Raw genomic sequence first — 13,604 nt, forward strand, 5'->3', positions numbered from 1 at the left:
TCGGACGGGCGTGCCTACCGCCCCGGCGCGGGCGCGCCGGCGAGGACCTTCGCCAGGGCCTCGGCGAGGTGGGCCGCCCCGGCGGGGTCGTCCATGAGCATGGACTGGCGGACCCAGACCACGTCGCGGGCCGCGGCGTCGGCCGCCGGGCACGGCTCCACGCGCGCGCCCGCCTCGGTCAGCGCGGGCATCGTGCCGAGCGGCGGGTAGCCGCTCTCGAGGGGCACGCCCTCCGCGGCCATGGCCGCCAGCAGGAACGACCGGTCGAAGGGCACGTGGACGCGCAGCATGAGCAGATGGCGCGAGTCGCGGGTGGTGCCGGGCGGCTGCGGGACCACCGTCACCGGCCCTGTCACCGGCCCTGTCACCGGCCCTGTCACCGGCCCTGTCACCGGCGCTGTCGCCGGCCCTGTCATCGTCGCCGTCCCGAGGTCGTGCTCCCCGAGCGGCGGGATCGACGACAGCGCCCGCCCGGCGGCGTCCGCGAAGGCGTTCCTGCGGTCGATCTCGTCGTCGAGCCGGTCCAGCCAGGGCAGCAGGAGGGCGGCCTGGATCTCGGTCAGGCGCAGGTTCCAGCCGACGCGGGGGTGGCCGTACCAGGCGCCGTCCAGGGAGCGGCCGACGTTGCAGACCGACCAGACGGCCTCGTGGGCGGCGGCGTCACGGCAGACGATCAGGCCGCCCTCCCCCGCCGTCATGGCCTTGCTGGACTGGAAGCTGTAGACGCCGGCGTCGCCCAGCCCGCCCACGGGCCGGCCGCGGTACTCGGCGCCGTGCGACTGGGCCGCGTCCTCGACGACGGCCAGGCCGTGCCGGGCCGCGATCGCGTTGAGCGGGTCCATGTCGACGGGGCTGCCCGCGAGGTGCACCGGCAGCAGCGCGGCCGTGCGCGGGGTGAGCGCCGCCTCCACCGCGGGCGCGGACAGGTGCAGGTCGGCGGGGTCCACGTCGACGATCACCGGCGTGGCGCCGGTCAGCAGCACGGCCGTGGCGGTGGCGACGAACGTGTACGCCGGGACGATCACCTCGTCGCCCGGCCCGACGCCCAGCCCCCGCAGCGCGGCGAACAGGCCGAGCGTGGCGTTGCCGACGGCGACCCCGTGCCCGACGCCGGAGCGGCGGGCGAACTCGGCGACCAGGTCGGCGCAGACCGTGCCGCCCTGGGTGGCGGCCCACCGGCCGCTGTCCAGCACGCCGGTGACGAGCGCGCGCTGGGCGTCGTCCATCGGCGGCGGCCACGACGGCCAGGGAGCGGTGCGTACGGGGTCGCCGCCGTCGATGGCGAGCTTCATGACAGGTCTCCTTCCGGGACGGGGCCGAAGACGCGGCCGGCCGCCCCCAGCACACGGGCGAGGTTGCCGCCCTGGACGAGCGCCCGGTCGGCGTCGTCGAGCGGGGCGAGGGCGACGCGGCCGAAGCCGGTCCGCAGGTCGAGGAAGCAGGAGTCGGAGCCGTAGATCACCCGCTCGGCCCCGGCCAGCTCGACCAGCCGGGCGATCCAGCGTCCGGTCATCTTGGAGCCGCAGATCTCCAGGTGGAGGTTCGGCTGCTCGCGGACGAGCTCCGCGGCGCGGGCGAAGCCGTACGGCCAGAGCCCGGCGTGCCCGAGCAGCAGCGGCACGTGCGGATGCCGTCGTGCCACGGTCACGAACTGCTGGGGATCGCTCCAGGGCGAGTCCGTCTGGCCGTGGGCGAGCACGGGCAGGCCGAGCTCCCACACCGGGTCGTAGCGGCGGTCGTCGAGGGCGCACTGGTGCACGTCCGGGTGGATCTTGACGCCCCAGACGCCCTGGTCGGTGAGCCGGTTGCGCTGGTGCGGGTGGTAGACCTGCCACACCCCGAACCGGCCGGGGTGCCGCTCGGCGGCGGCGAAGGCCAGCCGGTTGCCCTCCTCGGCGCTGGGGCCGACGGCGAGCAGGTGGCTGACGCCGATCGCGTCGATGCCGATGCGGTCCATGAGGGCGACCATGCCGTCGGCGGACGGGTCGGGGATGAGGAAGTCGGGCCAGGGTCCGAGGTGGCCGTGCGCGTCGAGGATCACAGCAGGCCACCTCCGGACGCGATGAGGGCGATGTCGGCCTCCGGCAGGTCGAGGTGGTCGAGCAGGAAGCGGGGGCCGCAGTCGTCCATGACGGGCGCGCCGGTGCCGAACACGAGCCGTTCGGCCCCGAAGTGCCCGGCCAGCCACTCGACGCCGCGCTGGGTGTTGACGGTGCCGATCTCCAGCCACAGGTTCGGGATGGCGACCATCAGCTCGGCGATCACGCGCAGCCGCCGGTAGCCGGGGTTGAGCAGCAGGACGCGCTGCTCGGGCAGTTCCCTGGCGAGCGTGATCAGTTGGCCGGGCGAGGTCTCCTCGAAGTCGACGGCGGCCGTGACGCCGAGCGCCGCGAGCCAGCGCAGGGCGGTCGGCCCGGTCAGCTCGAAGCGGTGCCGGTCCGGGCAGAGCCGGACCATCGGCACGTCCCAGTCCGGGACGGGCTCGAAGGTCTCCGGCAGCAGCACCGGCACCGGGACGAGCCGGGGGTCGCCGAGGCCGAGCAGCGCCTCGTTCCCGGCGCGGACGTCGGAGTACAGGCTGAGGGTGTGGGTCACGTGGGCGCGGTGGATGCCGAGCCGCCCCATCTCGGGTAGCGGGTCCTCCGGCAGGTCGTCGAAGGGCACGGGGCCGATGAGGCGGTGGGCGTCAACGATGAGTTCGGGCATCAGCTCTGGGGAGGTTCGACGGCCAGGAGGGGGCAGCGCGGGTCGAGGTCGATCCTGGCCAGGTGCCGGCCGCTGAGCGTCCACGCCTTCCAGGAGCCGGGCTCGAAGTGCAGTTGCGGGTTGGTGTACCACTCGTCGCCGAGGCCGGTGGCCAGGTGGGTGGCCTGGTCGCTCAGCTCGTAGGCGTTGCCGCCGCCGAAGAACGTGGCGGCGAACACCCGGCCCCGGTGCGCGCTCAGCTCGCCGTAGCCGGACAGGGTGCCCCGGTGCACGACCTGCTTGGTGGCGATGTCCAGGGCGATCCAGGTGCCGGAGTCGCGTTTGTACACGCCGTACAGCAGCCCGCCGCTCACCTTGACGTCCTGGAAGGTGCGCATGCCGGGAACCGGGTCCACCTGCCACTTCACCGTACGGGTGCGCAGGTCGAAGGCCGCGACGGAGGCCGCCGTGTGCACCGGCGTGATCCCGCCGCCGCCGAGCACGTCGCCGCCCAGGTAGACGACGCCCCCGCGGGAGTCGAGCGACAGGCTCATCAGGCTCTGCCCGGGGATGACGCCCTTGTGGACGTCGATCTCGCCGGTGTCGGGGTCCACGATCGACAGGGCGCCCTCCAGCTTGCCGCCCAGGGGGGCGGAGGCGACGAGCAGCTTGCCGGTCACCGGGTCGTACTCGATGTCCCAGGGCCGCTGCTGGTCCTGCCCGAGGTAGCCGAGGGTGCGGACCTCGTCGGTGCGCATGTCGATGGAGACGATGCTCCCGCTGGGGTAGACGGCGGCGTAGATCTTGTTCCCGCGCCGCACGAGGTCCTTGGGCTCGCCGGGGACGCGGAACCTGCGCTTCTCGCCGGTGCGCAGGTCGCGCACGTCCATGAAGAAGTGCCCGCCCACGTAGAGGGCGCGGCCGGGGACCAGCAGCATGCTCTGGGGACGTTCGGCGCCGCTGGGCAGGCCGGCCTCGATCAGGTCGGTGAACTCCTGCTGCCCGGTGCTCAGGTCCAGCGACCACATGCCGCCGCTGCCGGAGAAGCCGACGAGGGTGTCGTCGCCGATCAGGGCGAGCTGCCTGGTCTCGTCGTCCTGCGAGGGCGGGTCGGCGACCCGGGTGGGCGTGCTGTCGCCGGTGCGGTAGCGGTGGACGGCCCCGTCGGGGCGCGAGGTGCCGTAGACGGTGCCGTCGGCGGCCACGGTGAGCGCGTCGAGGCTGCCCGAGCTGAGCGGGACGTGGCGGGCGTCGGTGCCGTCCTTGCGCACGTCGATGAGGGCCAAGCCGCTCACGGCGAGGATGCGGTCGCCGTGCTCGGCGATCACCCCGATGCCCCCGCTGCCCTGGGCCAGTTCCGTGACGGCCCCGCTCGCCCGGTTGATGGCGACGAGCTTGCCCTTGTCGAGCAGGCCGGCGTAGACGTTCTCGGCGTCGGCGGCGACCGCCCTGACGTAGCGTTCGCCGGCGGCCAGCACCCCGAAGTCGCGGACCGCGCCGGTGGCGGGGTCGTACTCCCTGACCCGGCCATCGGGGTAGGTGCCCGCGTAGATCATGCCGTCGGGGGCGGCGGCCAGCGCCCAGATGTAGCCGCCGTTCTTGCCGAAGGAGGCCAGGTGGGCGACGTCACCGGTGGCCGGGTCGAACCGGTAGAGGTCGGGGACCGGGTACGTGCCGATGTAGATCTTGCCGTCCGACACGGTGGTGGCCCAGCCGCCCTCGGGTTCGCCGGCCGCCGGGCCGTCAGGCAGCCGTACGCTCCTGACGACCTTGCGGGTGGTCAGGTCGATCTCGGCGAGCACGGGTGGCTTCTGGCCGCGCGTGACGACGTACGCCTTGCCTTCGTGGACCGTGGCGCCGACGATGGCCCCGGTCACGGAGGCCGGCCCGAAGGTCTCCACCCGCTGGCCGGCGCACGAGGACGCCGGCGGGGTGGCCGCCTGGGCGGGCGGTGCCGGCCGCAGCACCGGCATGAGCAGGGTCGCGGCCAGGGACACAGACAAGGTCACGGACACGACGAGGGGTACACGCGGCACCGCCGCACCTCCACAGGAGCATGTTGCCCAATTTTGGCCCAGACCGTAATGTGCTGAGCTTGATAAGTCAATGGAGGCGGTTGTGACGGCGTTCGACGCAAGCAGGCTGATCGGCCAGCTCGAGGTGACCCTCGACGTGGATGTCCTGGTCGGAGAATACCCCGATCGCGACGGCCCGCCGGGCTCGCCCCCGGCGGTGCTCGACGTGCTGGCCGCGCACCGCGTCCGGGCGGGGGCGGTCGCCTCGCTGCGGGCCGCCCTGTTCGACATGCGCTCGGGCAACGACGAGGTGCTGGCGCTGGGCACGCGGGCCGTCCCGGTCGGGGCCGTGGACCTGCGCGACCCCGTCGGCGCCGTGCGGGAGGCGGAGCGGCTGGCGGAGCTGGGGGTCAGGGCCGTCCGGCTCTTCCCCGACGAGCAGGGCGTCGAGGCGGGCTTCCCGTCGGTGCGCCACGTGGCCAGGAAGGCGGCGGCGCTCGGCCTGGTCGTGCTGACCGGGGGCGACGTGCGGCGCTTCTGGCAGCCGTTCGCGGGCCTGGAGGCCACGGTGGTCTTCCTCGACACGCACTTCTACCACCTGGGCGACTTCCTGGTGGTCGCCGCCGACGAGCCCGGCTTCCACACCTCGACCCGGCTGCTCAACTCCCCCGACGCGCTGGAGACCGTCCCGGCCGACCGGCTCCTGTACGGTTCGCGCACCCCCCACTACGAGCCGGTCGTCCCGCTGCTGCGGCTGGCGACCAGCGGACTGACGCCGGAGGAGATCGCCGCCGTGGCCGGCGGCAACGCGAGGAGGCTGCTCGGATGATCATCGATGTGCACGCGCACTGGGGCCCGTGGTTCTTCACCATGGACGTGGCCGGCGCCAACCTGCGCGCCATGGACCGCTTCGGCATCGACCTGTCGATCGTCTCGGCCACCGAGGCGGTCATCTACGACGCCCCCGCCGGCAACCGGGCCCTGGCCGCCTGGCTGGAGACCCAGGACCGCCACCTCGGCTACGTGACCGTCAACCCCCGCAGGCAGGCCGACGCCGAGCGGGACCTGGCCGCCTACCTGCCCACCGGCAGGTTCGTCGGCGTCAAGATCCACACTGACTACACCCGCTCGCCCGCCTCCTCGCCGCAGACGCGCGAGGCGCTGGCCATGGTCGCCGAGGCGGGGGTGCCCGCGCTGGTGCACACCTGGGGCGCCTCGGTGCTGGAGCTGGCCCAGACCTGCCTGGACACCCCCGGCCTGCGGGTGATCGCTGGGCACATGGGCGCCGACGGCTTCGCGCACGCCATCGAGGCCGCCAACGGCTGCGACCGCCTGTTCCTGGAGCCGTGCTACTCCCACGCCCCGGCGGGCCGCATCGCGGCGGTGGCGGCGGCGGTGGACCGCACCCGGCTGCTGTTCGGCACCGACTCGACCCTCATCGACCCGGCCTCGGCGTTCGGCGCGGTGGCGGCGGCGGGCCTGGACGCGGAGACGGCCGACCTGGTCGCGTGGCGGAACGCCGCCCGGCTCTTCGATCTGGACATTACGGCCTAGGCCGTTATAGCGTGCGGCGACCCCTCACAAGGAGTGACCGCGAATGATCCCCCGCCGCCGTTTCCTCCAGGCCGCCGCCGCCTCGGCCGCCGCCGCGACCGCGCTGCCCGCCGTCCCCGCGGCGGCCATCGCCCGCGAGCCGGTAGGCACCGTCACCGACCTGGGCCCGGCCAGCGTCGCCAGCCCCCTGGGCAACGCCGAGTTCGTGGGCGACGTGCTCTACATGGGCTCGCGCGGCCTGGCGCCCAACGTCGTGGGCGCCTGGGACCTGACCCAGGACAAGGTCACGGCCCACCACGAGATCCCCACGGGCGTGGGCATCTGGGCGATGTGCAAGGTGGGCACCGACGTCTACGTCGGCACCCACACCCGCTCCGACCTCTACAAGATCGACACCCTCACCGGGACCACGACCAAGGTCGCCGAGTACCCCGACCCCTACATCTGGACCATGGCGGCCTCCCCCGATGGCAAGGTCTTCATGGGCATGTCGCAGCCCGGCCGCGTGGTGGAGTACGACCCCGCCACCGGCCTCAGCCGCGACCTGGGCCAGCCCGCGCCCGGCGAGGCGTACGTGCGCGGCATCGAGGCCGACGCCACCCACGTCTACGCCGGCGTCGGCAGCAACGCCCACCTCGTCGCCATCGACCGCCGCACCGGCGAGACCCGCGACCTGCTGCCCGCCGAGGTGGCCGACCGCGACTGGGTGTCGAGCATGGCCATCAGCGACACGCACGTCGCGGGCGGCATGAACTCGCTGGCGGAGCTGATCGTGCTGGAGAAGGCGGACCCGGCCGTGTACAAGGTGGTCAAGGCCACCGCGCCGGGCGAGAAGTACGTCGTGTCGGTGCTGATCCACGACGGCTGGGTCTACTTCGCCGGCCGCCCCTCCGGGACCTTCTACCGCTACCGGATCGCCACCGGCGCGTACGAGGTGCTCGGGGTGCCGTTCCCGGAGGCGGCCACCGTCCGCATCCTGGAGCACGGCGGACTCATCTACGGCATCCAGGACCCCGGCGTCTTCGTCTACGACCCGGCCACCGGCGCGATCGACTACGTCAGCCACGTGCAGAAGGGCTTCCGGGCCGCGCCGGAGGAGCCGATGTCGGTGCACAGCGACGGGGCGCGCGTCTACGTCGGCGGCAAGGGCGGCTGCGACGTGCACGACCTGGCCACCCGCAAGGTCACCCGGCTGTCCGTCCCCGGCGAGCCCAAGACCGTCATGACCGTCAAGGACACCACCTACCTCGGCGTCTACACCCAGGGCGCGCTCTACTCCCACCGCGCCGGCGACGCCGAGGTCAAGCTGCTCTTCCGCACCGGCCACAACCAGGACCGCCCCAAGGACCTGGTCCACGACCAGCGGACCGGGCTGATCGTGATGTCCACCCAGCCGGAGCCCGGCCACCAAAACGGCGCCCTCGACGTCTACGACCCGCGCACGAATAAGCTCGACACCTACCGGCCGATCGTCGAGCGCCAGACCGTCTTCTCGCTGACCGCCCAGCACGGCACCGTCTACCTGGGCACCAGCACGCAGGAGGGGCTCGGCGCGCCGCCGGTCACCCCGACGGCCCGGCTGGCCGCCTTCGACCTGCGCACCCGCCGGGTGCTGTGGGAGATCGAGCCGGTGCCCGGCGCGCAGGCCGTCACGAGCCTCAAGCAGACCCCGCTCGCCCTGTACGGCCTCACCAACACCGGCGTGCTGTTCGAGTTCGACCTGCGCCGGCGCGCGGTCACCCGCACCCTGCGGGTGTGCGACCGGGGCGGCGACCTGGTGCTGGCCGGCCGGTACGGCTACACCAGCGACGAGGACGCCATCTACCGGATCGACCTGCCGGCGTTCACCTCCGCCACGCTCGTGGACGGCCTGGAGAGCGACTGGTTCGGCGGCGGCTCCCGGATCAACATCGACCCGTCCCGCAAGGCGCTGTACGCGCTCAAGGGCCGCAACCTCATCCGCGTCGCCATCTGAGGACCCGGCCGGCCCCCGCTACCGGGCGGAGGCCAGCACGTGGGCCCGCTCGTCCTCCGGGAGGGCGGGCCCGTACGGGTCGTGGGCGTGCGTCGGGGGGATGAGCCCCTCCTCGGCGGCCAGCCAGGCCATGCGCTGCACGTAGCCCTCCATGGGGGCGGTGAACGTGGCCGCCGCCAGCCGGTCCAGCCGCGCGGACGCCTTCTCGAAGCCCCTCAGGTCGTCCGCCTCGAAGGCGCGCAGCACGTCCGCCGTCGTGCCCACCGACGCCGCCGCGATGCCTACCAGGGCCGCCTGCGCGCCCCACAGGAGCGAGGGGCCGAACATGCGGTCCTCGCCGGTGATCGCCAGCCGGCCGGACCCGCGGGTGAGGGCGATGGTCTCCTGGCAGCCCATCGCGTCCGACAGCAACGCCGTCTTGAGACCGGCGACCCCGGGCACGGCCAGGATCCGGCGCAGGGTGGCGGGCGGGCACGGGTTCGTGTACAGGTCGAAGGCGATCATCGGCAGCCCGGCGGCGGCCCACACCGCCTCGTGCAGCGCCACCCGGTCCCCCGGCTCGGGGAACACCAGGACGCCGTCGGCCCCCAGTCCGGCCGCCGCCCGCGCGTCCGCGACCGCGCCCGGACCGCCTCGGGCGGCGGCGCCGACGCCGACGATGACCGGGACGCCCGCCCGGCGGGCGCGGGCGATCACGCCGGCCCGCGTCTCAGGGGGCAGGTAGGGGCCACGGCCCGTGTGCGCGAGGACGGCCAGGGCGTCGGCGCCCGAGGCGGCCAGCCGCCGGAAGTACGCCTCCGCGACGTCGAGGTCCACCTCCCCCGCCCGCGTCATCGGCGTCAGCGCGGCGGCCACCAGGCCGCCGCTCAGCAGGTCACGCAACCCGGCGGCCCGCGCATCGATCGGCGTGCTCATCATCGCTCCCCTCACCGGACGTTCCGGGCGACAAGCGTAGGCCGTTCAGCTCCGGCGCGGGGCGCCGGTCACCTGAGCCCGATCACTTGAGCCCGATCACTTGAGCCCGATCACTTGAGCCCGGTCATCGCGATGCTGTTGACCAGGTACCGCTGCAGCAGGAAGAAGACCAGCAGGCACGGCACCGCCGAGATCGCCGCCGAGGACATCATCAGCGACCACTGCAGCTCCTCCGTCTTCAGCACCGTCAGCCCGACGGTCAGCGTCCTGGTGGAGTCGCTCTGCGAGATCACCAGGGGCCACAGGAAGTCGTTCCAGTGCCACAGGAAGACGAACACGCCCAGGGTGGCCAGGATCGGCTTGGTCAGCGGGACCACGATCGTCCAGTAGACGCGCAGCTCGGAGGCCCCGTCCACCTTGGCGGCGTCGAACAGTTCGTCGGGCAGCCCGAGGATGAACTGCCGCATCAGGAAGACGGCCTGGGAGTTGGCCAGCGTCGGCACGATCAGCCCCCAGAAGGTGTCGGCCCCGCCGAGGTCGGAGACGAGCACGTACAGCGGGATGAGCGTGGCCTGGAACGGCACCATCATGGTGGCGAGGAACGTCCACAGGATGGTGTCGCGGCCGGGGAAGCGCTTCTTGGCGAAGGCGTAGCCGGCCATCGACGCGGTGAGCAGGATGACCACCACCGAGACGCCCGAGTAGACCAGCGAGTTGAACGTCCACTCGGTGAACCCGGAGGCTTCCAGGACCTGCGCGAGGTTGTCGAAGGTGAACGAGTCCGGCCACTGCGCGGGCACGGTCGGCTCACCCCGGGGCGACAGCGCGACGATGAGCATCGCGATGAACGGCCCCAGGGTCAGCAGCGACATGACCGCGAGCAGCGCGTAGAGCGGCCAGCGGCGGCCGTGGCGGCGCGGCCTGGCGGCCTGCCGGGTCCCGGCGGCGGCGGGGCGGGTGGCCGTCAGCGTCATGTGTTCTCCTTGCCGACGAAGCGGCGCTGGATCAGCGAGACGACCAGCACGATGGCGAAGAGCACCATCCCCCAGGTGGCCGCGTAGCCGAACTCCCAGAACCGGAAGCCCCGTTCGAAGATGCCGTAGATGAGGGTGTAGCTGGCCTTGGCGGGCCCGCCGCCGGTCATCACGTAGATCGTGTCGAAGACCTGGAACGAGGCGATCGTCTCGATCACCAGCACGAAGAAGAGCGCGGGCTTGAGCAGGGGCAGCGTGATGCCGCGGAAACGCTGCCAGGGCCCGGCCCCGTCGACCTTGGCCGCCTCCAGGTAGGAGCCGGGGATCGCCTTCAGCCCCGCCAGCAGGATCAGCATGGAGTAGCCGAACCCCTTCCAGCAGGAGACGACGGCCAGAGCGGGCAGCACCAGCTCCGCCCGCTCCATGAAGCCGACGGGCCCCAGCTCCATCTTGGCCAGCAACCCGTTGATCAGGCCGTCGAACTCGAAGATCCAGCGCCAGATGATGCCGGCGAAGACGAAGCTGGTCACGTACGGCAGGAACAGCATGCCGCGGAACAGCCCGCGCAGGAAGACGATCGAGTTGAGCAGCACGGCGGTGCCGAGCGAGACGGCCATGACGAGCGGCACGTAGATGACGGTGTACACCAGCGTGGCCCGCAGGCTGGACCAGAAGTTCGGGTCGTTCACGAGCCGCGTGTAGTTGTCGGCGCCGATGAAGCTCCACTCGCCGCCGATGTTCCAGTTCGTCAGGCTCATGCCCGCCGCCCCGAGAGTGGGGAAGATCTTGAAGATCAGGAACAGCACCAGCATCGGGAGCACGAACAGCAGTCCCGTGACCGGATCACGCAGGCGATGGCGCACCGGGTTTCACACCTTTCCGAGAAAGACGGACCGCCCGGCGGGCGGTCCGGGTCGTGTCAGCCGCCGCTGGCCAGCAGGTCGTTGCCCTCCTTCGCGGCGGCGTCGAGAGCCGTCTTGGCGTCCTCCTCGCCGATCAGCGCCGCCTGGATGTGGGCCGCGACCATGGTCATGACCTGGCGGGCCTTGGGGTGGGTGTCGCCGGGGTAGGCGTACTGCAGCGACTTGGCGAACTCCTTGGACGTCTCCGACTGGTCGGGGACGGTCACGTCGGTGCGCGCGGAGAAGAAGCCGGACTCCTTGGCCAGCGCCCCGGCCACCTCGGGCGAGGCGATGTAGGAGGCGAGCTTCCTGGCGGCGTCCTTGTTGCCGGAGTGCTTGGCGAGGACGAGGCCGCCGGGGATGCCGAAGGCGACCCGCTTTGTCCCCTCCAGCGGCAGGCCGACGCCGACGTTCTCCGCGCCGATGGCCGCGCCGAACTGCTCGGCGTTGAGCGCCGTGGCCGCGTGGTACATCGCGGTCTTGCCCGCGGCGAGCGGGCTGCCCTCGATGTCGTTGCTCTTGCTCGCGGTGTTCTCGGGCAGCCCGCCGACGGCCTTGAGGTCGAGCAGGAACTGCAGGCTGTCGATGCCCTGCTGGCTGTTGACGGTCACGCTCTTGCCGTCGGGGGCGAACACCGATCCGCCGTTGGCCCACAGGATCGGGTAGAAGCTCTGGTTGAGCGAGACCTCCGGCTTGCCGGGGTAGTCGAGCACGGCGATCTTCTTGGCGGCCAGCTTGGGGGCGGCCTCCTTCAGCTCGGCCAGCGTCTCGGGCAGCTTGGTGACGCCCGCGTCGGCGAAGAGCTTCTTGTTGTAGATGGGGGCGGTGATCGTCTGGTAGATGGGCACCCCGTAGAGCTTGCCGTCCACCGTCAGCGCGGTGAGCGCGTTGGGCAGGTAGCTGGCCTTGTCGGCGGCGACGACGTCGTCCACGGCCTCCAGCGTGCCCTGCTGGGCGTACTGGGGGATCTGGTCCGGGCCGAGCACGACGAGGTCGAAGCCCTTCTTGGAGGCCAGCGCCGTGGTGACCTTCTCCTGGCGGCCGTCCCACGGCTGCTGGTCGATCGTGACGTCGATCGCCGGGTTCTTGGCCTCGAAGTCCTTCTCGACCTTGTCCCAGAAGGTCTTGTTCTTGGCCTGATCCGCGATCACGGGATACATCCAGAGTGTCACCGGGCTCTTGTCCGAGCCCGATCCGCCGGATCCGCATCCGCCCACCGCGACGCCCAGGGCGACCGCGATGCCGGCTGCCGCAATGTTTCTCATCGGCGGCGTTCCTTTCCTGAATACCGGTCCTGACCGAAACCTAGTGATCCGGGTAGGACCAGGTCAATGCCTGATACATGAACGTAACTACGGCTGGGCCGGATAACTCCTGATCGCCTCCACAATGATCTTCACGTGCTCGGACGTGTAGTGCTCGTTCCAGTCGATGATCAGCAGCGTGTCCGAGACCAGCCGCTCCGCCTCCGGGCAGGGGGCGGGGCGGTAGCCCTCCAGGGGGTAGCGGGAGGCGCCGTAGACGGGCCGGTCCCACAGCGGCGCCTGGTTGAGCGGCTCTCTCAGATACCCGGCCCGCGCCGGGACCCCGGCCGCGCTCAGGTGCGCGGCCAGCTCCGACGCGCCGCCGCCGGGCAGGACGAGCGGGAACAGCCACCAGGCGTGCCCGTCCGGCCGCGGCAGGACGAGCTCGGCCCGGCCCGGCGTCTCCTCCCGCTCCCCGCCCGGCTCGCGCAGGGCCCGGAGCAGCTCGGCGGCGGTGCGGCGTCTGGACTCCAGGACCCAGGGCAGCTTCGCGAGCTGGGCGCGGGCCACCGCGGCCTGCAGTTCGGTCATCCGGTAGTTCAGGCCCAGGCTCTCGTGGGAGCGGCCCGCGGCCCGGTCCCAGCCCTTGTCGGCGAACAGCCGCATGCGCCTGGCCAGCTCGTCGTCGTCGGTGACGGTCAGCCCGCCGTCGCCGCAGGTGATGTGCTTCCACTGCTGCAGGCTCAGGGTGCCGACGTGGCCGGCCGTGCCCGCGTACCGGCCGCCGGGCAGCTCGGTCAGCCACGCCTGCGCGCAGTCCTCGATGAGCGTGAGGCCGTGACGGTCGGCCAGGGCACGCAGCTCGCCGATCCGGGCGGGCGCGCCGAACAGGTGCACTACCATGATCGCACGGGTGCGTGGCCCGATCAGCGCGGCCACGGCGTCCGGATCGAGGTTCCCGTCGGCCGGGTCCACATCGGCGAAGACAGGAACCGCGTTCTGCGCCAAGATGGGGGCCACGGTCCCGAAGTCCGTGATCGGCGTCGTGATGATCTCGTCACCGGGATCCGGCGCCGCCGCCACGACCGACAGGTGGAGGGCCGCGGTGCCGGACGCGCACGCGATCGCGTGGCGGGAGCCGTAGAGCTCCGCGACCTCGCGTTCGAGCGCCCGCGCCTCGGTCCCCCACACGGAGTTGAGCATGCCGGAACGGATCACCCGGTCCAGCGCGGCCACCTCCTCGTCGCCGAGGGTGCGGCCGGCGGATTCGGCCATGTTGGGAAAGTGCAGGGTCACCGGATAACCTTTCGGTCTAGACCGTAAAGACGGAGAAGGAGGCG

General features: G+C 72.3%; 12 protein-coding genes. 3 read left to right on the forward strand and 9 right to left on the reverse strand.

Annotated features, from left to right (window positions below):
* Positions 1 to 14 precede the first annotated feature (14 nt).
* Genes FAF44_RS19475 through FAF44_RS19490 form a run of 4 tightly spaced genes read right to left on the reverse strand, consistent with a single transcriptional unit; the run spans position 15 to position 4,694 of the window.
* Positions 15 to 1,292: a DegT/DnrJ/EryC1/StrS aminotransferase family protein gene (locus FAF44_RS19475; RefSeq protein WP_237104621.1), complete on the reverse strand. Its 1,278-nt coding sequence runs from the start codon at positions 1,290 to 1,292 to the stop codon at positions 15 to 17.
* Entirely contained in the window at positions 1,289 to 2,041 is a 753-nt protein-coding gene (locus tag FAF44_RS19480; RefSeq protein WP_237104622.1) for an amidohydrolase family protein, read from the reverse strand. Before FAF44_RS19480 ends, FAF44_RS19475 begins: the two co-directional genes overlap by 4 nt.
* Entirely contained in the window at positions 2,038 to 2,706 is a 669-nt protein-coding gene (locus FAF44_RS19485; RefSeq protein ID WP_237104623.1) for an amidohydrolase family protein, read from the reverse strand. The genes FAF44_RS19480 and FAF44_RS19485 overlap by 4 nt, the downstream gene beginning before the upstream one ends.
* The gene (locus FAF44_RS19490) at positions 2,706 to 4,694 is read right to left on the reverse strand and encodes a PQQ-binding-like beta-propeller repeat protein (RefSeq protein ID WP_237104624.1); all 1,989 of its coding nucleotides are present in this window, start codon (positions 4,692 to 4,694) and stop codon (positions 2,706 to 2,708) included. The genes FAF44_RS19485 and FAF44_RS19490 overlap by 1 nt, the downstream gene beginning before the upstream one ends.
* Before the next feature lie 109 nt (positions 4,695 to 4,803).
* Here FAF44_RS19490 and FAF44_RS19495 point away from each other — a divergent pair, with 109 nt between their 5' ends.
* The 3 genes from FAF44_RS19495 to FAF44_RS19505 are packed head-to-tail and all read left to right on the forward strand — an operon-like array spanning position 4,804 to position 8,229.
* Complete coding sequence (locus FAF44_RS19495; protein WP_237104625.1) at positions 4,804 to 5,529, forward strand: amidohydrolase family protein; 726 nt, start codon at positions 4,804 to 4,806, stop codon at positions 5,527 to 5,529.
* Complete coding sequence (locus tag FAF44_RS19500; RefSeq protein ID WP_237104626.1) at positions 5,526 to 6,254, forward strand: amidohydrolase family protein; 729 nt, start codon at positions 5,526 to 5,528, stop codon at positions 6,252 to 6,254. The genes FAF44_RS19495 and FAF44_RS19500 overlap by 4 nt, the downstream gene beginning before the upstream one ends.
* 43 nt (positions 6,255 to 6,297) lie before the next feature.
* Positions 6,298 to 8,229, forward strand: coding sequence for a hypothetical protein (locus FAF44_RS19505; protein ID WP_237104627.1), 1,932 nt, complete (start codon positions 6,298 to 6,300; stop codon positions 8,227 to 8,229).
* A gap of 18 nt (positions 8,230 to 8,247) precedes the next feature.
* On the opposite strand, the gene FAF44_RS19510 is transcribed toward FAF44_RS19505, so the two are convergent.
* The 5 genes from FAF44_RS19510 to FAF44_RS19530 all read right to left on the reverse strand — a co-directional run bounded on the left by FAF44_RS19510 (position 8,248) and on the right by FAF44_RS19530 (position 13,560).
* On the reverse strand, positions 8,248 to 9,144 hold the full coding sequence (locus FAF44_RS19510; RefSeq protein ID WP_237104628.1) for a dihydrodipicolinate synthase family protein: 897 nt from the start codon (positions 9,142 to 9,144) through the stop codon (positions 8,248 to 8,250).
* A 110-nt stretch (positions 9,145 to 9,254) separates the two neighbouring features.
* Positions 9,255 to 10,118, reverse strand: coding sequence for a carbohydrate ABC transporter permease (locus FAF44_RS19515; protein ID WP_237104629.1), 864 nt, complete (start codon positions 10,116 to 10,118; stop codon positions 9,255 to 9,257).
* Positions 10,115 to 10,981, reverse strand: coding sequence for a carbohydrate ABC transporter permease (locus FAF44_RS19520; RefSeq protein WP_237104630.1), 867 nt, complete (start codon positions 10,979 to 10,981; stop codon positions 10,115 to 10,117). Before FAF44_RS19520 ends, FAF44_RS19515 begins: the two co-directional genes overlap by 4 nt.
* A gap of 56 nt (positions 10,982 to 11,037) precedes the next feature.
* Complete coding sequence (locus tag FAF44_RS19525; protein ID WP_237104631.1) at positions 11,038 to 12,285, reverse strand: sugar ABC transporter substrate-binding protein; 1,248 nt, start codon at positions 12,283 to 12,285, stop codon at positions 11,038 to 11,040.
* Positions 12,286 to 12,372: 87 nt separating this feature from the next.
* Positions 12,373 to 13,560, reverse strand: a complete 1,188-nt coding sequence (locus tag FAF44_RS19530; RefSeq protein WP_237104632.1) for a DegT/DnrJ/EryC1/StrS aminotransferase family protein — start codon at positions 13,558 to 13,560, stop codon at positions 12,373 to 12,375.
* Between the last annotated feature and the right edge of the window lie 44 nt (positions 13,561 to 13,604).

This window comes from Nonomuraea sp. MG754425 (assembly GCF_021699195.1).
Lineage (GTDB): Bacteria > Actinomycetota > Actinomycetes > Streptosporangiales > Streptosporangiaceae > Nonomuraea.